This window comes from Synechococcus sp. BDU 130192 (assembly GCF_963876085.1).
GTDB lineage: Bacteria > Cyanobacteriota > Cyanobacteriia > Cyanobacteriales > MRBY01 > MRBY01.
In genome coordinates, this window is record NZ_CAWNNO010000033.1 from 172002 (window position 1) to 192524 (window position 20523).

The 20523-nt window shown below is 49.6% G+C and carries 21 protein-coding genes and 1 pseudogene; 13 read left to right on the top strand and 9 right to left on the bottom strand.

The window, feature by feature from the left end; genetic code table 11:
• Positions 1–2: 2 nt before the first annotated feature.
• Positions 3–776: a Fe-S cluster assembly ATPase SufC gene (gene sufC, locus AACT35_RS09425; RefSeq protein WP_099240731.1), complete on the bottom strand. Its 774-nt coding sequence runs from the start codon at positions 774–776 to the stop codon at positions 3–5.
• Positions 777–842: 66 nt separating this feature from the next.
• A complete protein-coding gene (sufB, locus tag AACT35_RS09430) occupies positions 843–2282 on the bottom strand; it encodes a Fe-S cluster assembly protein SufB (protein WP_012307425.1) in 1440 nt (479 codons plus the stop codon).
• Between the two features lie 178 nt (positions 2283–2460).
• Between sufB and sufR the strand changes: the two genes are divergently transcribed.
• Positions 2461–3117, top strand: a complete 657-nt coding sequence (sufR, locus tag AACT35_RS09435; RefSeq protein WP_030006369.1) for an iron-sulfur cluster biosynthesis transcriptional regulator SufR — start codon at positions 2461–2463, stop codon at positions 3115–3117.
• A 13-nt stretch (positions 3118–3130) separates the two neighbouring features.
• Here the strand turns inward: sufR and AACT35_RS09440 are convergent, their stop codons facing one another.
• The 3 genes from AACT35_RS09440 to AACT35_RS09450 form a co-directional block, all read right to left on the bottom strand.
• A complete protein-coding gene (locus AACT35_RS09440) occupies positions 3131–3964 on the bottom strand; it encodes a DNA-formamidopyrimidine glycosylase (RefSeq protein WP_099240732.1) in 834 nt (277 codons plus the stop codon).
• Between the two features lie 106 nt (positions 3965–4070).
• Positions 4071–4481: a type II toxin-antitoxin system VapC family toxin gene (locus tag AACT35_RS09445; RefSeq protein WP_099240734.1), complete on the bottom strand. Its 411-nt coding sequence runs from the start codon at positions 4479–4481 to the stop codon at positions 4071–4073.
• Positions 4478–4870: a ribbon-helix-helix protein, CopG family gene (locus tag AACT35_RS09450; RefSeq protein WP_254048080.1), complete on the bottom strand. Its 393-nt coding sequence runs from the start codon at positions 4868–4870 to the stop codon at positions 4478–4480. The genes AACT35_RS09445 and AACT35_RS09450 overlap by 4 nt, the downstream gene beginning before the upstream one ends.
• Here AACT35_RS09450 and AACT35_RS09455 point away from each other — a divergent pair.
• Positions 4857–5804, top strand: a complete 948-nt coding sequence (locus AACT35_RS09455) for an NAD-dependent epimerase/dehydratase family protein (RefSeq protein WP_099240736.1) — start codon at positions 4857–4859, stop codon at positions 5802–5804. The two genes, AACT35_RS09450 and AACT35_RS09455, sit on opposite strands and share 14 nt — an antisense overlap.
• A gap of 34 nt (positions 5805–5838) precedes the next feature.
• A complete protein-coding gene (locus AACT35_RS09460; RefSeq protein ID WP_099240738.1) occupies positions 5839–6321 on the top strand; it encodes a Tab2 family RNA-binding protein in 483 nt (160 codons plus the stop codon).
• Between the two features lie 124 nt (positions 6322–6445).
• On the opposite strand, the gene AACT35_RS09465 is transcribed toward AACT35_RS09460, so the two are convergent.
• The gene (locus tag AACT35_RS09465) at positions 6446–6610 is read right to left on the bottom strand and encodes an NblA/ycf18 family protein (protein ID WP_030006375.1); all 165 of its coding nucleotides are present in this window, start codon (positions 6608–6610) and stop codon (positions 6446–6448) included.
• Positions 6611–6838: 228 nt separating this feature from the next.
• Between AACT35_RS09465 and AACT35_RS09470 the strand changes: the two genes are divergently transcribed.
• From AACT35_RS09470 to lnt, 10 genes and pseudogenes are all read left to right on the top strand, one after another.
• Positions 6839–7435 (top strand): phycobiliprotein lyase, encoded by a 597-nt coding sequence (locus AACT35_RS09470; protein ID WP_099240742.1) that lies wholly within the window; start codon positions 6839–6841, stop codon positions 7433–7435.
• A 145-nt stretch (positions 7436–7580) separates the two neighbouring features.
• The gene (gene rpsO / locus AACT35_RS09475) at positions 7581–7850 is read left to right on the top strand and encodes a 30S ribosomal protein S15 (RefSeq protein WP_012307434.1); all 270 of its coding nucleotides are present in this window, start codon (positions 7581–7583) and stop codon (positions 7848–7850) included.
• A 15-nt stretch (positions 7851–7865) separates the two neighbouring features.
• Positions 7866–8345, top strand: coding sequence for a PAM68 family protein (locus tag AACT35_RS09480; protein WP_099240744.1), 480 nt, complete (start codon positions 7866–7868; stop codon positions 8343–8345).
• Between the two features lie 224 nt (positions 8346–8569).
• Positions 8570–9625 carry a 3-deoxy-7-phosphoheptulonate synthase gene (gene aroF, locus AACT35_RS09485; RefSeq protein ID WP_012307436.1) on the top strand — a complete coding sequence of 352 codons (1056 nt, stop codon included), beginning with the start codon at positions 8570–8572 and terminating at the stop codon, positions 9623–9625.
• A gap of 155 nt (positions 9626–9780) precedes the next feature.
• Positions 9781–10779 (top strand): annotated as a pseudogene (gene thiO, locus AACT35_RS09490) (glycine oxidase ThiO); the annotation flags it as partial.
• Between the two features lie 123 nt (positions 10780–10902).
• Positions 10903–11754, top strand: coding sequence for a thiazole synthase (locus AACT35_RS09495; RefSeq protein WP_256376227.1), 852 nt, complete (start codon positions 10903–10905; stop codon positions 11752–11754).
• 180 nt (positions 11755–11934) lie between these two features.
• Entirely contained in the window at positions 11935–13494 is a 1560-nt protein-coding gene (locus AACT35_RS09500) for a ferredoxin--nitrite reductase (protein ID WP_099240747.1), read from the top strand.
• A 683-nt stretch (positions 13495–14177) separates the two neighbouring features.
• Positions 14178–15212, top strand: coding sequence for an oxygen-dependent coproporphyrinogen oxidase (hemF, locus tag AACT35_RS09505; protein ID WP_099240749.1), 1035 nt, complete (start codon positions 14178–14180; stop codon positions 15210–15212).
• A gap of 222 nt (positions 15213–15434) precedes the next feature.
• Positions 15435–16223: a 3-methyl-2-oxobutanoate hydroxymethyltransferase gene (gene panB, locus AACT35_RS09510; protein WP_012307440.1), complete on the top strand. Its 789-nt coding sequence runs from the start codon at positions 15435–15437 to the stop codon at positions 16221–16223.
• The gene (gene lnt, locus AACT35_RS09515) at positions 16180–17844 is read left to right on the top strand and encodes an apolipoprotein N-acyltransferase (protein ID WP_339374607.1); all 1665 of its coding nucleotides are present in this window, start codon (positions 16180–16182) and stop codon (positions 17842–17844) included. The genes panB and lnt overlap by 44 nt, the downstream gene beginning before the upstream one ends.
• Before the next feature lie 96 nt (positions 17845–17940).
• Here the strand turns inward: lnt and AACT35_RS09520 are convergent, their stop codons facing one another.
• The 3 genes from AACT35_RS09520 to AACT35_RS09530 form a co-directional block, all read right to left on the bottom strand.
• Positions 17941–18282: a DUF760 domain-containing protein gene (locus AACT35_RS09520; RefSeq protein ID WP_062434748.1), complete on the bottom strand. Its 342-nt coding sequence runs from the start codon at positions 18280–18282 to the stop codon at positions 17941–17943.
• A gap of 186 nt (positions 18283–18468) precedes the next feature.
• Entirely contained in the window at positions 18469–19425 is a 957-nt protein-coding gene (locus AACT35_RS09525) for an RNA polymerase sigma factor, RpoD/SigA family (RefSeq protein WP_012307443.1), read from the bottom strand.
• Between the two features lie 306 nt (positions 19426–19731).
• The gene (locus AACT35_RS09530) at positions 19732–20439 is read right to left on the bottom strand and encodes a TerC family protein (RefSeq protein WP_030006384.1); all 708 of its coding nucleotides are present in this window, start codon (positions 20437–20439) and stop codon (positions 19732–19734) included.
• Positions 20440–20523: the final 84 nt, after the last annotated feature.

The following is a 20523-nucleotide window of genomic DNA, read 5'->3' on the forward strand; positions in this document are numbered from 1 at the left end:
CGTTACACAACCCCCGCAGTCAGTTCTTGATCGAGGAAATCATAGCCCGTTGCTTCTAATTCCAGGGCAAGTTCCTTACCGCCACTCTTCACAATCCGGCCATCGTACATCACATGGACAAACTGGGGCGTGATGTAATCCAATAAGCGTTGGTAGTGGGTGATTAAAAGAAACGCATTATCGGGTGTTGCCAATTGATTAACCCCTTCCGCCACAATTCGCAGCGCATCAATATCGAGGCCAGAATCAATCTCATCTAAAATGCCTAGGCTCGGCTCTAGTAGGGCCATTTGTAAAATTTCGTTGCGCTTTTTCTCGCCCCCAGAAAAGCCTTCGTTCAAGCTTCTTTCGAGGAAACTGGGGTTCATTTTGACCACTTCGAGTTTTTCTTCGATCAAATCCTCAAAATCAAAGGCATCAATCTCCTCTTTACCCTGATGCTTGAGCTTGGCATTGTAGGCAACCCTCAGGAAATCAAGGTTGCTCACCCCAGGAATCTCTAACGGATATTGGAAGGCGAGGAAAATACCATCTAAAGCCCGTTCTTCGGCTTCTTTTTCCAGCAGGTTTTCGCCCTTGTAGATAATTTCGCCACCAGTGACTTCATACTCAGGGTGGCCCGCAATAATTTTTGACAGGGTGCTTTTTCCTGAACCATTCCGGCCCATAATTGCGTGGATTTCTCCTGCTTTGATCTCTAGATCAACGCCCTTGAGGATCGGCTGACCATCGACGGTCGCGGTCAAATTTTTAATCGCTAAAATAACGTCACTCATTGCCTTCAATTGCTTATTTCTGAACTAAAAAACGAATACTTATTTGCTGATAATTGAGGTTTGAAGCTACCCAACAGTGCCTTCGAGTTTGAGGCTGAGAAGTTTATCTGCTTCAGCCGCAAATTCCATCGGTAACTCACTGAGTACATCCTTACAGAAGCCACTAACAAGCATTGAAATGGCGTCCTCTTCGGCGATACCCCGCTGGGCAAAGTAAAAGAGCTGCTCCTCGCCAATTTTTGCAGTGGAAGCTTCATGTTCCACCTTGGCATTTTGATTATCCACTTGGATGTAGGGGAAAGTATTGGCCTCCGCCGTATCGCCAATGAGCATCGAATCACATTGGGAATAGTTACGCGCTCCGTCAGCTTTGGGGTGCATTTTCACCAAGCCCCGGTAGCTATTTTTCGATTTGCCCGCCGAAATGCCTTTAGAAATGATTGTGCTACGGCTGTTTTTACCGATGTGGATCATTTTGGTGCCCGTGTCGGCCTGCTGGTGATTATTCGTTAAAGCAATGGAATAAAATTCACCTACGGAGTTATCGCCGAGCAAGACACAACTGGGGTATTTCCAGGTGATCGCCGAGCCGGTTTCTACCTGAGTCCAGGAAATCTTAGAATTAATACCTTTACAGAGGCCCCGCTTCGTCACGAAGTTGTAGATACCGCCTTTGCCCTCTTCGTCTCCCGCAAACCAGTTTTGGACGGTGGAATATTTGATGTCAGCGTTGTCGAGGGCCACCAATTCAACCACAGCAGCATGGAGTTGATTGGTGTCAAACATTGGTGCAGTACAACCTTCGAGATAGCTCACGGAGGCACCTTCTTCGGCGATAATCAGCGTCCGCTCGAATTGACCTGTTTCCCCATCATTGATCCGAAAATAGGTGGACAACTCCATCGGGCATTTCACGCCTTTGGGAATAAAGACAAAGGAACCGTCACTAAACACAGCAGAGTTGAGCGCCGCAAAGTAGTTGTCAGAAGTGGGCACAACGGTACCGAGATATTTTTTGACCAGGTCTGGGTATTCCTGCAGTGCTTCGGAAATGGAGCAGAAAATTACACCGTGCTTGGCGAGGTCTTTTTTAAAGGTGGTCGCAATGGAAACGCTATCAAAAACGGCATCTACAGCGACATTGGATAGACGCTTTTGTTCTGAAAGGGGGATGCCTAGCTTCTCGAACGTTTCTAGGAGGGCCGGATCAATTTCGTCCAGGCTCTCGATTTTTTTAGTTTCTTTTTTGGGGGCAGCGTAGTAAACGATGTCCTGGTAGTCGATGGGGGGATATTTAACGTGGGCCCATTCTGGCTCAGCCATTTTAAGCCACTGGTGGTAAGCTTTGAGACGAAACTCCAGCATAAAGTCCGGTTCGTTTTTCTTGGCGGAAATTAAGCGAACGACATCTTCGCTGAGGCCACGGGGAATTTTTTCCGTCTCGATATCTGTGACGAAACCATATTTATAGGGCTGATTGACAAGGGTTTTGACGGTCGCACTCATGCTGGGGTCAGTCTCTCTACAGAATGGGTAATGCTTTCTGGGTTTGGCGTTGTCGGATTAAGAAAACGCGATATGATTAGTTTAACAACTGTTTGGTTGTTTTAGTTTCTATTCAAGGTACTTTAACAACAAAAAAGTTGTCAAATATTTGTGGTAGATCTTGTCTAACGGCTTATCCATGACCCTTTCTGACACCCGCGCCGAAACCCGTTCAACGAAGCATGACATTTTGGAATATTTATTGAAACATGGTCAAGTTAAGGCTGTGCAGTTGGCGAAATCTTTACAAATTAGCCCCCAGGCGGTGCGACGCCACCTGAAAGATCTAGAAGAAGAAGGCCTCATTGAACACCGGGCAAAGCAGGAGGGTTTGGGGCGTCCTAATTATTTTTATGGTCTGAGTCGGGCCGGCCGCGATCGCTTTCCGAACCGCTATAACGATTTTGCGGTGTCTTTTTTGGATACCTTGGCAGAGACGGCGGGGGAAGAACAAGTTAAGGAAGTGCTCCGCAAACAGTGGCAAAAGAAGGCCCACAGCTACCGCGATCGCCTTGGGGATGGTTCCTTACCAGAGCGTTTAGCCCGTTTGGTCAATTTACGCAAAGAAGAAGGCTACATGGCGGAGGTCATTCCGGCGACAGACCATGGTCATGACGGTTTTTTATTGACGGAACATCATTGTGCGATCGCCGATGTGGCCGAATCCTTTCCGATGGTCTGTGGTAACGAACTGGAGATGTTTGAAGAAGTTTTACCCGACTGCACCGTAACCCGCACTCAATGGATCAACGAAGGGGAACACCAGTGCGGCTACATCATCCAAGCCAAAGATTAATCAAACAAACACATTAGCCCTGACATTGGGGACAAAAATGGGTCGATCGTCCACCGAGTTTGATCCGTTCGATGGGATGACTGCAAACGCGACAAGGTTCTCCCGTGCGCCCGTAGGTGAGAGCCATACCGCCATAGTTGCCGTTGGTGCCCGTGGTGCTGACAAAATCGCTAAAGGTGGTGCCGCCTTGGGCAATAGAAGTTTCCAGCACTTCGACAATCGCTTTATGGAGCTTCTCAATTTCTGACATCTTTAAGCTGCTAGCCTTGCGGGTGGGATGAATACCCGATTTAAACAGCGCTTCGTCAGCATAGATATTGCCCAAGCCAGTCACGATGCTTTGGTCAAGCAAGAAAGTCTTCATTGGCCGCTGGCGCTTTTCGCAGCAAGTAGCCAGCACATCCGCCGTAAAGTCTGGGGAAAGGGGTTCCACACCCAAGCGTGTCAATCCCGTAATTACAGATTCCACAATAGTTCCTGCTGGTACCCACCAAATTTGCCCAAAGGTGCGCAGGTCAACAAATCTCAGTTCGCGATCGCCTGTCAGGAAAAACCGCATCCGAGTATGTTTTTGCACAGGCACATCCGGGGTTGTCCAGAGAAATTTCCCCGTCATCCGCAGGTGAACGCCAAGGGTAGAACCATCGGATAATTTTCCGAGTAAATACTTGCCGCGCCGTTGCCAATCTTGAATAACCAAGCCTTGGATTGCCCCTAGAAAGTGATCGGGATCTGTAGGATAGGCCAGGGTTTTCCGGAGGAGAATTTCTGCCCCTGTAAACCGCTGATTTACACTAATCTGCATCAAACCGCGACGAACGGTTTCCACCTCTGGTAGTTCTGGCATGGATTCCCCTGAACGATGTTGCCTTTGCCGATTGAAGCAGTTTTTTAGGGATGGAGCAACTTGGACGAGCCTTGCGTTACTGAATGAAGAATTAATTCTGCATTTTTTAGGAAAGGATGATTTTAAATTTTTTCCGGCCCTTAATCCGGTAGATAGAAAAATCGCGGTCAATGGTGGCGATGGTATCTAAATTTAATTTTTCTGCGAGAAGCACTAAGCAAGAATCCGCAAAATCCATGGGTAAATCACGGTACTTTTCTGTCAGTTCCCGTAGCCGCTGAAAATCATGGTTTTCAATTTGATGAATTTCTACACCACCTCTACTAATCCATTCCAGAAAATCAATTTGTGCATTGCGATTGAAATCTAACAGATGGAGGGTTTCTGTGATTGAGGCAATCGTTGTAATCAGCGGCAGATTATTGTTTCTAATGAATTCCAAGGCTTTTGGATGATATTTATCCGACGCATCAAACAGGGCAATCAGCGGCCCAGAGTCAATTAAGATCTTTTTTATGCTCGCTTCGCTTTAAGCTTTTCTTTTAGGAGCATTTTTCGACAGGAAGATAAATCATCTCTACCACTGCTATATTTGCCAAACAAATCTTTGCCAGTTTTCCAAGCACTTTGTTGGTCGAGATTGTGAATGTATTCAACTAGGCTTTTGCGGATTAGTTCAGATTTTGTGATGCCTAAATTTTTGGCCGTATTACTAACTATTTTGTCTAGGTCTGGGTCAAGTCTTAGGGTAATCATTAACAACACCATTGTCGTATCGCATATTGTAATACAACAAAATTGGGGGAGTGCCGGTGGCTGAAAAAAACTTTGCGATCGCCTAACCCCATCCTCTATTTTGGAAACATCAAATTTTTCTCCCCCGAACATCATCATGTCGAAGGTCATTGTCACAGGCGCTGCGGGATTTATTGGCTCTAGCCTCGCAGAAACCCTACTCCAGCAGGGGATTACAGTGGTGGGTGTTGATCAGGTGAATGACTATTACGACACCACCCTCAAGCGTAAAAACCTAGCCGCCCTCGCTCAGTACCAAAATTTCCAACTCATCGAAGCAGATATCCAGCACCTCGATTGGGAAGATCTGCTGAAAGGTGTGAGTGTGGTTTACCATCAGGCAGCCCAAGCCGGAGTACGGGCCAGTTGGGGCATCGGCTTTCGGGACTACACCGAGCGAAATATTAATTCCACCCAGGTGATGCTCGAAGCGGCGAAAAAGGTCGGTACTTTAGAACGTTTTGTCTATGCGGGTACATCCTCGGTTTATGGTGATGCGGAAACCATGCCCACCCCAGAAACCATTTGTCCCCAGCCCGTTTCTCCCTATGGCATTACAAAATTAGCGGCGGAACGGCTCTGCTGGCTTTATTTAAAAAATTACGCTGTCCCGGTCACATCCCTGCGTTACTTCACGGTGTATGGCCCCCGGCAACGGCCCGATATGGCTTTCCATAAGTTTTTCCGGGCGGCAATCCTCGGTGAAAGTATTGGTATTTATGGCGATGGGAAACAAACCCGTGATTTTACCTATATCAGCGATGCGGTACAGGCGAACCTTTTGGCAGCCCAGGAACCAAAGGCGATTGGCGAAATTTTCAATATTGGCGGTGGCAGTCGGGTGATTTTAAATGATGTGCTCGATGAAATTGACCAGATCGTTGGCAAACCGATTCCACGAAACTATGGCGATCGCGCCCGGGGAGATGCCAGACATACCAGCGCCGATGTGACCAAGGCGAAAACGATTTTGGGTTATGACCCCCAGGTGAAACTCAGTGAGGGCCTGCGGCGAGAATGGGACTGGATTCAAAGTCTGTATTAGTTTGTATGAAAACAATCCCTGAGGCACATTGATTATGGCGCAAAATTTACCCGCTCCCCCCCAACCTTTGCCCGATGAACTTTGGGGTGAAAATTGGCGTTTTGGCAGCATTCCCGCCGGAGATTTTTGGGATTTGTTTGGCGATCGCCCGATCCCGATTTTGTCACTGCCGGAGGAGTTGCAGCCGGTGAAATTGGGGCTAGCTTCTAATGTGTTGATTCCGGGGACGATTATTTATGGCGGCAGGCAGTCGATGCAGTTGGCCCAGTGGCTCCAGGAGCAGCAACCCCAAACGGTTTTTTACCAGGAAACGGAGGCCAACCTCGCGGGCGGACTTGTCCTTACCGGGGCCGATACCCAACGGTGGGTGATCATGACTTTCCATGACCAGGCGATCGCCAGCGCCGGACAACGTTACCAACAACGGCTCCAGCAGGCCCAAGGGTTACATTTTCTCTTGATCCAACCGGACGATTCTGATGTGACCCACACCGCCCTTTGGCTCCTAAAAGCTTAGGGATTAGCAAAAATTTGCCCACAAAAAAATCCCAATAAAAAGCGATCGCCACCTGAGAGGAATAGGAGAAGGGCGATCGCCGACAGTTTTTTTCAATACTATTTCTAGACACCTAAACCTGGGTCTAGCTTTCCGTTAACTTGGTGAACAGGTTGTCTTTCACCAGCATTTGCCGAAACATTTCCATTAAAAATTCTTGGGCTTGCTCCAGGCTCAGGTCTTGGGTACGGGTTTCAAAGATTTGCACCTGTAGCCTTTGTTCGAGGGTCAAATTGGTTTCCGGGGACATGGGCAGCTCCTTGCCAATAGCTCTGGCGAATATTGCGAATGTCTCTACTGCATTTAATCTAACCTCTGTCAATCATTCTGTCAAAATTGAAACAAAAAGAAACAATGGGGCGATCGCCTATTTCCCAGGGAGCGGCCCGAAATTCGTTAAGCTGAAAGATGTTTTTAACAAACACCGATAAAACGATATTTTTGTAATCAGCCAAGACCCAGAGGACAATTTTTCGATATGCAAAGCTTTGCGGATGCCAAGGAATTTTTCCAATTCAGTGCCGGACAATGGCAGTCTCGACGCGTTACCCACCATCTCCCCTTCCGACGGGCCGAATCCGGTGGTTCTAATATCCAAGTCGAAACCCTCGAAAAAGACGACCCCCGCATCATTGAAATTTGCCAGATGCACGACATGGATGCTAGCCTCAGCGTCGGCGGCTCCTATGTCACCTGGGCGGGCACGATGCAATGGGACAAGGACGATGAAAACCACGAAGGTAGCACGGTTTTTGCCCTCATCCCCGATGCTGACAACCCCCGCCAAGGAAAACTGCTGCGGGAGCGCGGCTATGCGGAAATCGTCCCCGTCGCTGGTGAATATCATCTGGATCACGAAGATGGCCTCGTTCTGACCACCGAATACGAAACCATGACGATCTACGAACGGTTTTGGTTCGCCAACCCAGACCTACGTCTGCGCACCAGCACCGTAAAACGCTTTGGAGGCTTTAACACAACAACTTTTTGTATGGAAGAGCGTATCCAGACATCCTCGGCAACGGCGGCTGCGGCTGCGGAAACCAATCCCCTTTACGCTATTAGCGGTTGGTAGTGGGGAATTTTCGGCCATTTTGCCCCCCAGGGATATCCGTGTTGCTGCAGTCAAAAAGATTCCGCCTGTCCATAGGCTTTCGGAGCAAACAGTGTTAGCATAATAGACTGCAATATTTGTATTTTATTTTCTACAAAAACAGATTATGGCTTTAACGCAAGAGCGTAAACAGGAACTCATGGGCGAGTATCAGGTACACGAAACTGATACTGGGTCTGCGGATCTCCAAGTGGCCTTCCTCACGGAGCGCATTAACCAACTGACCGAACACCTCAAGGTCAACAAAAAAGACCATTCCTCCCGGCGTGGTTTGTTAAAAATGATTGGGAAACGGAAGCGCCTTTTACAATTTATTAAATCCAACGACCAAGAACGTTATCAAACCTTGATTGGTCGCCTCGGAATTCGTCGTTAAGTTTTTACCCAACCCATGTCCTCTGAACCGAAGCGAGATCGACTCCCCTTCGAGCCAAAGCAAACGAAGCAAAAGGCTCCCAAAAAGCCCCCAGCAACGGCAACGACCCAGTCTAATTCAGGATCAAATGCACCTAGGCGATCGCCAAAGGATGAGGCCAGTTTATCGGCGATCCCCGATGCAGTGAGCAAACGGATGATTCGTCGGATGGCCTTATTCTCCGGGATTCCCACGGCTATGGGGATCACATCTTTTGTGGTGTCCTACTATATTGTTTCCCGTGAACTGCTGGAGTTGCCCACCATCGCTGTGCTGCTGGTGAGCCTGGGCTGTTTCGGTTTGGGGGTTGTGGGGCTGAGCTACGGCATTCTCTCCACATCCTGGGATGAAAATCGTCCGGGGAGCCGTCTCGGTTGGGAGGAATTTAGTCTGAACCTCGGCCGGATGGTTCAAGCCTGGCGCGCCAGTCGCCGGGAAGCCCGCAGCAAATCTTAAAGTTTAGACCCTTGGTTTTTCAGGGTTTCCGAGCTTAAATATCACGTATGCAGCCTTGTCGGTTATCAAAATTTTCTCAGGTGAATGTGTCAAGATAAGACTGGGAGGGTGGCGATCGCCGACAATTTAGTTTTTAAGAACGTTATCCATAAAAAACGCCCTATTACATCGTTATTCCATAAATAAAATTTCTTTTACCTGTCGTAAATCTTCGAGGAAATACCATGATCGTAGTCATGAAAGTTGGCACTCCTGAAGCCGAAATCAACCGTTTAGGGAGTGAGCTTAAAGAGTTAGGCCTGACCCCCGAAAAAATTGTTGGGGCCCACAAAGTGGTCATTGGCTTAGTGGGAGACACCGCCACTTTTAACATTGAACTGATTCAAGAAATGAGCCCCTGGATCGAAAATGTACTCCGGGTCGAAAAGCCCTTTAAGCGGGTCAGTCTTGAGTACCGTCATGGTCAATACAGCGAGGTCGTTGTGCCTACTCCGAACGGGGATGTCACCTTCGGCCCCAATCATCCGGTGGTCGTCGTCGCTGGCCCTTGCTCCGTTGAAAATGAAGAAATGATCGTTGAAACTGCCCTCCGGGTCAAAGCAGCCGGGGCAAAATTCCTCCGGGGTGGGGCGTACAAGCCGAGAACTTCGCCTTACGCATTCCAGGGCCACGGCGAAAGTGCTTTGGAATTGTTGGCGGCAGCACGGGAAGCCTCCGGTCTAGGGATTATCACAGAAGTAATGGATACGGCGGACGTAGAAAAAATTGCTGAGGTTGCCGATGTGCTCCAAATCGGCGCGCGCAATATGCAAAACTTTGCCCTCTTGAAGAAGGTAGGAGCTCAGAATAAGCCGGTGTTGTTGAAGCGCGGGATGGCCGCTACCATCGACGACTGGTTAATGGCTGCAGAATATATTTTGGCGGAAGGAAATTCCCAGGTGATCCTCTGTGAACGGGGGATTCGCACCTTCGATAGTAAGTACACGCGTAATGTTTTGGATCTATCGGTGATTCCGGTGTTGCGCAGTTTGACCCACTTACCGATGATGATCGATCCGAGCCACGGTACAGGGAAGTCTGAATTTGTTCTTTCGCTGGCTAAAGGGGCGATCGCCATTGGCACTGATTCGCTGATGATCGAAGTTCACCCCAATCCGAAGAAAGCCCTTTCTGATGGCCCCCAATCCCTCACCCCAGAAGCGTTCGACCAGGTGATGCAAGAACTGGCAGAGGTTGAAAAATTAACGGGACGTGGCCAAAAGGAATTGGCAACAGTTTAAGGCCCCTGTGATGGCTGGTTAATGTCAGTACCCTAACGTGATATCCCTGCTACTTGGAGTGGGGATTTTTTATTTACAAGTCAAGGTTGCCGCAAAAATCTTGGCCGTTGTAGCTTAAAGGAAGGCACCGGAAGGAATTTAAGGTGATGGAAAAAATGGCACAGCAAGCGGACGTTTTAATTTTAGGAGGCGGGATCATTGGTTTGGCGATCGCCGTCGAATTGCAACAACAGGGTTGTGCCGTGACAATCCTGAATCGAAACTTTACCGAGGCTGCCTGCCATGCCGCTGCCGGAATGCTCGCCCCGGAGGCCGAAGGGTTAACAGGAACGATGCTCGAATTGGGGCGGCGATCGCGCAATATGTACGCCGACTGGTGCCGCAAAATTGAACAACTCAGTGGCGTCGATGTGGGTTACTTGCCCTGTGGTATCTTTGCTCCCAAATCCGTTGCGCCGAACCAAACCGTGACCGATAGTGCTTCTGTTTGGCTAGGCCGCGCCCAACTGGCCCACCATGAACCGGGTTTTGGTGATGGAGTGGTAGGAGCCTGGTGGCACTCCGAAGATGGCCAAGTAGACAACCGCCGTTTGAGCCAAGCCCTACTCCAAGCAGCGCGGGGTCTGGGGGTGGTGATTAAAGAAGGCGTCACTGTGTTGGGTCTCCAACAAATCCAAGGGCAAGTGCAAGCGGTGCAGACCGATCAAGGGCTATTCCAAGCGGGCCATTATGTCTTAGCCGCAGGTTCCTGGTCGAGTCAGATTACGCCCCTGCCCGTTTATCCGATTAAAGGGGAAATGATGTCCCTGAGGATGCCGAATCCTGAGGCCCTCCGGCGGGTGATTTTTGGTGATAATCTGTACCTCGTGCCGCGCACCAATGGCACCCTAATCATTGGGGCCACCGCAGAAACTGTACAGTGGCAACCCAACAATACCCCCCAAGGGATCCAAACCCTGCTGAATAAAGCGATTCAACTGTTGCCGAAACTCAAAGATTGGGAAATCACGGAACTCTGGTGGGGTTTTCGGCCCGCAACCCCCGATGAAAAACCGATTCTGGGGGCATCCCCTTGTGAAAATCTTACCTATGCCACGGGTCATTATCGCAATGGCATTTTATTGGCTCCCATCACGGCGAAACTCATTGGCGATCGCCTAATCCGCAACCAAGCAGATCCCCTCCTCCAACATTTTTCTTACCAACGCTTTTTAGATAACCCAACCCATCAACCCATGCAAAACGGTCACAACAGTCAGAATGGTCAAAACGGTTCAATGCCGAGCTTTTTTATCAGCCCCAAAACCACAACTGCAACGCCAAACCCCACGGAAACCCCTGATCAGCTGGTCATTGCCGGTCGTCGCTTTACCTCGCGTTTGATGACAGGAACGGGGAAATATCCCTCAATTGCCGCAATGCAAGCAAGCGTTGAAGCCAGCGGTTGCGAAATTGTCACGGTGGCAGTGCGTCGCGTTCAAACCAAAGCCCCAGGCCACGAAGGACTTGCCGAAGCCCTCGACTGGCAAAAAATTTGGATGTTGCCTAATACGGCGGGCTGTAAAACTGCCGAGGAAGCGATCCGGGTAGCTCGTTTAGGTCGGGAAATGGCCCGTCTGTTAGGCCAAGAAGATAATAATTTTGTCAAATTAGAAGTGATCCCCGATGCTCGCTACCTGCTACCGGATCCCATCGGTACCCTCGAAGCTGCAGCACAATTGGTCAAAGAAGGGTTTGCGGTGCTGCCCTATATCAATGCCGATCCTCTGTTGGCGAAACGCCTAGAGGAAGTGGGTTGTGCCACGGTGATGCCCCTCGGTTCTCCCATTGGGTCGGGCCAGGGGATTCAAAATGAAGCCAACATCAAAATTATTATTGAACAGAGCAAGGTTCCCGTGGTGATTGATGCGGGGATTGGCTCCCCTAGTGAGGCGGCCTACGGGATGGAATTGGGAGCCGATGCGCTATTGATCAATTCGGCGATCGCCCTCGCTAAAGATCCCGTACAAATGGGTCGAGCCATGGGGTTAGCCACCACTGCCGGCCGCCTCGCTCACCTGGCCGGGCGCATTCCGGTTCAACATATTGCCAGTGCCAGTTCTCCCCAAACTGGACTGGTTAGCACCTAAGTTCCTTCTGTCAATTGAATGCGGCGATCGCATCATCAATATTCTGATTTCGCAAAAGCGAGCCAGGCCCGTAGTTAACACTACAAAATCTCCCTGACTGAATGTTTACCTTGGTCAAATCACCCTGGATATCCAGCCGACGCCCATAGCAACATCAGTATTGAAATCAGGATTAACTCCATGACTGACGCCGCCACAATCCAAAAAATCAAACTCACAAAAATCGAACAAGCCAAACAAGCCAAACCCGGCTTAGCGATTAAAGATGAGTTGGCAACCCTGGCCCAGGCTGGCTGGGAAGCCATGGATCAAGATGACTTAATCATTCGTCTTAAATTTCTGGGACTTTTTCACCGACCGGTGACCCCAGGCAAATTTATGCTGCGTCTGCGGACTCCCCACGGCATCCTCAACAGTGCCCAAGTGCGCGCCCTAGCAGAAATTGTGCAACGCTACGGCGAAGACGGGAGTGCCGACATTACAACCCGCCAAAACATCCAATTACGCGGCATTCGACTGGAAGACACCCCAGAGATTTTGACGAAATTAAAGCAAGTGGGCCTCACCACGGTACAGTCTGGCCACGATAACGTGCGCAACATTACAGGGTCTCCCGTCGCCGGTATCGACCCCGAAGAATATTTTGATACCCGAGAACTCGCGGCCCAACTCCAAAATATGATCACCAATTACGGTGAAGGCAGCCTCGAATTTAGTGACCTCCCCCGGAAGTTTAATATCTGCCTAGAAGGAGCGCCGGATAATTCTTCCCACGTAGAAATCAATGACATTGGCTTTGTCCCGGCCTTTAAGGATGGGCAATTTGGTTTCAATGTTCTTGTCGGCGGATATTTTTCTGCCCAGCGACAAGCCGAAGGGATTTCGATTAATGTTTGGGTTCCCCCCAATGAGGCTGTCCTTGCGGTCAGTCGTGGCATTTTAGCGCTATATACCCGCCACAGTGCCGAGGAGGGTCTCCGGGGAAATCGGGCCAAAGCGCGGGTATTGTGGCTGGTTGAAGCGTGGGGTGTCGATGCTTTCCGGGCGAGATTAGAAGCAGAAATTGGCCAATCCCTAGAACCGGCAGCCCCAGAACACGCTTTAACCATGGATAAGCGAGATCACATCGGTGTCTATGCCCAAAAACAAGCAGGTTATCACTACGTGGGCTTGCATGTCCCCGCCGGACGCTTGACCGCAGAGGACATGTTCGAGGTAGCACGCCTCGCAGAAACCTATGGCAATGGCGAAATTCGGGCCACAGTAGAAGAGAATTTCATTATTCCCTACGTCAAAAGCGAAAACGTTGAGGCGCTACTCCAGGAACCGTTACTAGAAAAATTCTCGGTGAATCCTTCGACCCTAGTACGTTCCTTTGTGTCTTGCACGGGAAATCGCTACTGCAATTTTGCCCTTGTGGAGACGAAAGAACAGGGGTTAGCCCTGGCCCGCGAATTGGATGCCGAATTAGATATTCCCCAACGGGTACGAATGCACTGGACTGGCTGCCCAAATTCCTGTGGTCAAGCTCAGGTGGGTGATATCGGCTTTATCGGCTCTAAAGCGAAAGTTGATGGTGCAATTGTCGAAGCGGTCAATGTGCTCACTGGGGGAACGGTCGGTAACCATGCAAGCCTCGGTGCGCCGGTAGCTCAGAAAGTGCCCTGTGGGGAAACCCTCAAGGCAACTGTGAAGCATATTTTAATCGAACAGTTTGGAGCAACGCCGAAGTCGGAGTAGGCTGAAGTTCTTTTAATTTTGCTTTAATCTTAAAAACTTACAAACTATCCCACAGAATCCGTCAGTGACTCTGTGGGATTTTTGCTGGATGGAATTTGTTGGGACGAGGAGACTAAATTTTTTCGCTGACCCAGATTCGATAGAGCTTACCATTCGCATCTGTTAACCAGTGAGCTACAAGGCGGGTCGGCACATTTCGATCTGTTTTGAGGGGAAAAGGGATCGAAGTTTGGGGGGTGGTTGGATTAGCAACATGATGCATTGTTCAAATCTCCTGGACACGCCAATAGGTAATGAAAGGATTAAGTCATAATTTACTTTTTCTTAACCTTGGTTTTAGTATACACCGAAGCTTTTTAGGAATTTCCTTTGTATCAGGGTTTTAAAACGGAAAAGTCCGTAAGGATATAGTTAATCTATTCTTAACCTTAGAGCGGGATTGGGGGCGATCGCCTTGCCTCTGGGGATAGCCTCAGGCGACGAATTCACGGGAGGCAGCTTTTTAATTATTCGTTACAAACTTCATGAAAAATCACATTCACCGAGGCCGAAAACGTGCCAATTCAGGTTAGTCTGGAATACTAGTTTGACCTGTGTCGACCTAAAGAAGCCTTGCAACATCAGCCTTTGGGCCATCAGGTAAACCCTTTTAATAGATAGATAAAACTTCTTCCCACGCAACCATGACAGCTTTGCAAACAGAATCCACCAATGCCAGCCCCGCTAAGCCTGTGCCCCCCAGTGATTCCAAAGAACGGGTGAGCCAGTTTATGCAGCAAATCCAGGACAAAATTTGTCAGGGATTAGAGATGGCCGATGGAAAAGGAAAATTCCAGGAAGATTCTTGGCAGCGACAGGAGGGCGGCGGCGGTCGTTCTCGGGTAATGCGTGAGGGGAATGTCCTTGAACAGGGAGGGGTCAACTTCTCTGAGGTGTGGGGCGATCAATTGCCGCCTTCGATTTTGAAGCAGCGCCCTGAAGCCGCAGGCCACGGGTTCTATGCCACGGGCACATCAATGGTGTTACATCCGCGCAATCCTTATATCCCAACGGTTCACCTCAACTATCGCTATTTTGAAGCTGGCCCTGTCTGGTGGTTTGGCGGTGGCGCAGATTTGACGCCCTACTATCCCTTTGCTGAGGATGCGGCCCATTTCCACAAAACCTACCAAGCCGCCTGCGATCGCCACCACAAGGAGTATTACAACGTCTTTAAGCGCTGGTGTGATGAATATTTCTACCTGAAGCACCGGGACGAAACCCGTGGGGTCGGTGGTTTGTTCTTCGACTATCAAGATGGCACTGGGGAATTGTATAAAGGCCCCCACCCCGATAAAGCTGCCGCTGCCTACAGTAAGGATTTAGGGGAACAGCCCCAGCGCAGTTGGGAAGATATTTTTGCGTTTGTGCAAGACTGTGGTGGTTCCTTCCTCGATTCCTATGTGCCAATCATTGAACGGCGACGCAACACAGAATATGGCGATCGCGAACGACAATTCCAGCTTTACCGCCGGGGCCGCTACGTCGAATTTAACCTCGTCTATGACCGGGGAACCATCTTCGGCTTGCAGACCAATGGCCGTACCGAATCGATTTTGATGTCTTTGCCACCCCTGGTGCGTTGGGAATATAGCTACAGTCCTGAGCCTGGTACCCCAGAGGCAGAACTTTATGAACGGTTCCTTAAGCCCCAGGATTGGGCCAACTGGCAAGGTTAAGAATCGGCCTCTTTTAAAGAGTCAAAACCGAAAGGGAAAATTGTAATAATCACTGGGGTAAATCTGGGGGCACGAACGCCGGAATTTCCCCAGAATTTTGATTTGGGGCATAATAGCTCAGGTATTACCGGAAAAGTCCCAACACCATCGGCTGTAGCTAAAGCTGCTTTGGGGTGTTGTTCACTAGCCCGGTCAGCTTTATTGTGCCCTAGAGAACGATTGATGCGGGTTACACCGAGAACACTACAAAACTATAAAAAAACGGCACGACCCATCGTGACCCTGACGGCCTGGGACTATGCGATCGCCCGCTTAGTCGATCAAGCTGGGGTCGATGTCATCCTAGTGGGGGACTCCCTCGCGATGGTGGCTCTCGGCTATGAAAATACGCTGCCTGTGACCCTAGAGGCGATGATTCACCATACCCAGGCCGTTTGTCGGGGGGTCAAGAATGCCTTAGTGGTCAGCGATCTTCCTTTTTTAACCTACCAAGAAAGCCTTTCCCAAGCGATCCATACGGCGGGTCGAATTCTCAAGGAAACCACCGCCCAGGCGATCAAACTGGAAGGGGGACACCCAGCGATGGCCGAAACGGTGGAACGTCTCACTCGCTTAGGCGTACCGGTGATGGGTCATGTGGGCCTCACTCCCCAATCGGTGCATACCCTGGGTTATCGGCAACAGGGCAATACGGAACTAGAAGCGACACGGGTAATCCAAGAGGCGATCGCCCTCGAACAGGCCGGGGCCTTTGCGGTGGTCTTAGAACATATTCCAGCGACCCTGGCACAGACGATTACCGAAAAACTGACAATTCCGACCATTGGCATCGGCGCGGGACGCCATTGTGATGGGCAAGTGCTGGTAACAGCGGATCTTTTGGGCCTCAGTGAAAAAGCGCCCCCCTTTGCCAAACAATATTTAGACTTAGACAATCTGATTACCAACGCAGTCCAACGCTATAGCGATGATGTTCGTACGCAGCAGTTTCCGCCCCATCTGGGCTCCTAGATTTCTCGTATTAGGGGCAGGGGTACTGATGGGCATGGCCTCGGCCCCCGTCGAAGCTTGGTATCTAGCTTGGATCGCCCTGATCCCCCTCTGGATTTATCTGGGGCGATCGCCCCAAAGGACTAAGTCATTCCCGTCTGCTCAAGGTCGTAAAGGGCTACGGGCGATGCGTAATTTTTACCAGAGATACAAACAGCCCCTCTGGTTGAGTTTTTATTGGGGTTTGGGGTACCAGGGTTTTACGCTGTTTTGGATTACGGGGATTCACCCGATGACCTGGATGGGGGTTCCTTGGCTGTGGAGTTTGGCGATCGCCATTCTTTGCTGGATCATAATCACCCTGTGGGGGGCGGGCATCCCGGTGCTCTGGGCGTTAGGGATGGTTTGTTTCGAGGAATTTCGTGCTTCCTTCGGGCCTTTAAGCTTTGCCGGGCGACTTTACCGGGTTATTTATGGGGCGTCCCTGTGGTGTGTGATCGAATACCTCTGGAGCCAGAGTGATCTCTTTTGGCACTTCCTTGCCTTTAGCCAGAGTCCCCATAATTTAGCGATTTTACAATTGGCTCAACTGTCGGGATTTACCACCATTTCTTGGCTGATTGTGCTGGTGAATGGCTGTCTTGCGGAGGCCTGTTTCGATGCGACTGGGACTGTGCGCTTCCACCGTTGCAGTGGTCTGTTGGGGGGACTCACTCTAATTCTTCTAGGTAGTGCTCACCTGATTGGCTGGTCGCTACTGCAGACAACGCCCGTTACCAGCGATCGCCCTGCCCAAATCGGCATTATTCAGGGGAATATTCCCAACGAAATTAAACTCTACCAAGATGGTAATCAGTTGGCGATCGCCAATTATCGCGCGGGCTATGAAACCCTTGCCCAACAGCCCCTAGACTTGATCATTACCCCGGAGACAGCCTTACCCTTTCGCATTGAACAAATTCTCCAGGCAACCTTTTGGCCCCGACTGATCCGCACAGAAAACGTCCCCCTTGTCCTGGGGGCTTTTGGTAGTGAAGCAAATAACTTTACCAACAGCCTATTTGCCCTGGATCGCCAAGGCTACGTATTCAGCCGCTACAACAAACAGCGCCTCGTGCCCCTGGGGGAATATATTCCCTTTGAAGCTGTCCTGGGCAAGATCATTAATCGCCTGTCGCCCCTCGATGCCCACCTGGTGCGGGGCCAAAACCCAGCAGTGATGCAAACCCCCCTCGGCCCAGCCACCGTCGCTATCTGCTACGAATCTGCCTATCCAGAACATTTCCGTCGCCAAACCGCCGCCGGGGGAGAATTTATCATTGTGGCTTCTAACGATGCTCACTACAGTGAAACCATGCCCGCCCAACACCATGCCCTCGATGTGATGCAGGCGATCGCCAATGGTCGTTGGTTAGTGCGGGCTAACAATACGGGTCATTCGGGTGTGATTGACCCCACCGGAAAAACTTTGTGGTTATCTTCCCTAAATGAATTTGTCACCTACAGCGCACAAATATATTTAAGCGATAAAAAAACACCCTATGTCCACTGGGGAAATTGGCTTGTTAAAGGCCAAGGTTTATTCCTATTAGGAACGGGTTTGTCTGGATATATTAGCTACGCTCACAGAGCCAGAGTTTAAATTACTTATGCAGATAAATAAACAATAAAAAAGGGGAAGCTTTCCCCTTGAAGTTTCCTGAATTTTACAGCCTAAATCATTGCCAGAGAATAAACTTTAATCGGGTAAATTAAGATCCTGTTCCTGGAGGGATTTTTCGATCTGAAACCGTTGCTCGGCGTTACGGATAAAGTAGCCGCCCATCATCGCCGAGGCCAACAGTTGACCAAGCTGTTCGCGGCTCATATTGACCGATACATTAAATCCATCGGCGTGGGATAAAACCCCCAATAACCCAACAATATTGCGTTCAATCACTTGATTAACCGCTGGAGATTGAGGCTTTGACATATGGGCAATCATTTCTGGAGACAAAGACTGGACATAATGCCAAAGCTCGTCTGAACCTTGTTGTTTGTTACCTGTGAGACCATAAAAACTTTGGGCTTCGTTATTCACCAGTCTTTCCTCCTAGATGCTCAATGGAAGTGATGGGTTGAATCACTGTGTTTTGATGCAATACTAACTAAGGCTAATGTAACAACTTATTGACAACCTAGAGGGGAGTGTAACCGAACTTTTGCGGTGGCATTTTTACGATTTTCTCCCCCTAGGCGATCGCCAAATTATCCTTTGACTGAGCAATTAACTGGCTAAATATTCGCCCATTTCCGCTTTTCGTTTGCGGAGTTTCGCAAGGGCTTCCCGTTCAATTTGACGTACCCGCTCCCGGCTGATGCTCAGATGTTCACCGATTTTTGCGAGGGTGTGGGGTGTCCCATCCCGGAGACCAAAGCGGAGAGTTAAAACTTCCTGTTGTTGGGCGGTCAGATCATTTAACATCCGCGCTAAATCCCGTTTTAGGGCCGCATGGGTCGCGTAGTCATCGGGGGTCAAGCCATCGTCTTCGAGGAGCTCGATCAGTTCCGTGTCGTTGTTATCGCCAACCCGCAGGTCTAGGGAAAGGGGCTGGCGGGATTTTTCGAGGTAGTCCCTGACTTGCTTAGTGGTTAAACCTAGTTCATCGGCTAGTTCTGGGATTGAGGCAGAACGTCCATTGGCTTGGGCCAGTTGGCGCTGGGCTTTCTTAATTTTATTGAGCTTTTCGGTGATATGAATCGGGAGGCGAATCGTGCGACTCTTTTCGGCGATCGCCCGGGTGATTGCCTGCCGGATCCACCAATAAGCATAGGTCGAGAAACGATAACCCTTGGTCGGGTCAAACTTTTCTACCCCCCGCTGCATGCCGATGGTGCCCTCTTGAATCAAATCGAGGAGATCCATATTGCGCTTAATGTATTTTTTCGCCACTGAGACCACAAGGCGGAGGTTCGCTTCGACCATTTTTTGTTTTGCCTGCTTCCCTAGGAGGAGTTGCTTTTTCAGCTCCCGCTGGGAAAGGTTCGCTGCCTGGGCCCATTCCTTGAGGCTCGGCTCTTGATCCTGCTTCTCTGCTAATTCGGCTTTAAGCTTCTCTAGGTTGACCATTTTCTGGACACGGCGAGAATAAAGAACTTCCTCTTCGTGGGTTAAAAGGGGAACTCTTCCAATTTCTTTGAGGTAGGTACGGACAGGATCGGCGGAGTATTTGGCAGTTTTCATAGGTCAACTCGGCTAGAAAGGACGAAATTTAAAAAATGAAAATAAGAAGCTACTCCCTAGACTGGATTCGCCAGGGCTGCGGAAAAAGTGAGTTGTCCACTAAAGGAAACAGGCAAGGTCTGCACTGACGGGGCAGCGATTTAACCTTGGTGAAAAAACGAGAATCGAAATGCTTAATTTTTATTTATGAATTTATTTTACCAAAAAATTAGAGTTTTATTAAGTTTATTTAATAAATGTAAAGTTGCTGAGAATGGCAAATGGGCCGTAGGGAAACTACGGCGGACTAAGGGATCCAGGCACAAATTAGGGCGATGGCGAGTCCTCTTGGGGGACAAAATCAGGGTTGCGTTTAGAAAATCCCCAAATAAACATGGCGGCGATCGCCGTGATCATCAGCCACTCAGGCATCACAAAACTGGGATAAACCGCCTTAAGGAGGAGACGAACCCCCACAAAGCCCACGGTCACAAAACCCGCATCTTCTAAGTTGGTAAATTCATCGAGCCAGCGGATAAACAGCCCCGCCAGAAAGCGGAGGGTCAGAACGCCAATGGTGCCCCCAAGCACAATCAACCAAATGTCTTCCGCGACGGCGATCGCCGTTGTGACGCTATCGAGGGAAAAGGCTAAATCCGTGACCGCAATCATCGGGATCGCTTGCCAGAGGGACTTGAACTCTAGGCTATGGTGGTGATTTTTATCATCTTCAGGGGAGGTAAAGTAGCGAAAAACCAGCCACAGCAAATACAATGCCCCCAAAAGTTCTACTTGCCAATAATGAATCACCCAGGTTGCCGTGAAAATGAGGGTGATTCTGAGAATGTAAGCCACCATCAAACCAATGTTGAGGGCTTTGCGTTGTTGGGTCGGACTGGCTAACCCCTGGGCGATCGCCGCGAGGGCAATGGCATTATCGGCTGAAAGAACAGCTTCTAGGGCCACCAAAATCACGAGAATGAAAGACGTTTCTAAGCTGAAATGCAACTGGGGATGAAGAATTTGCTCGAGCATGGGAAAAATTCGACACAGTAAACTTTTGAGAACAATTCAAGACAAAAAAAGACCGCCCGTCGGGTTGCTGTGGCGGCAAATGGG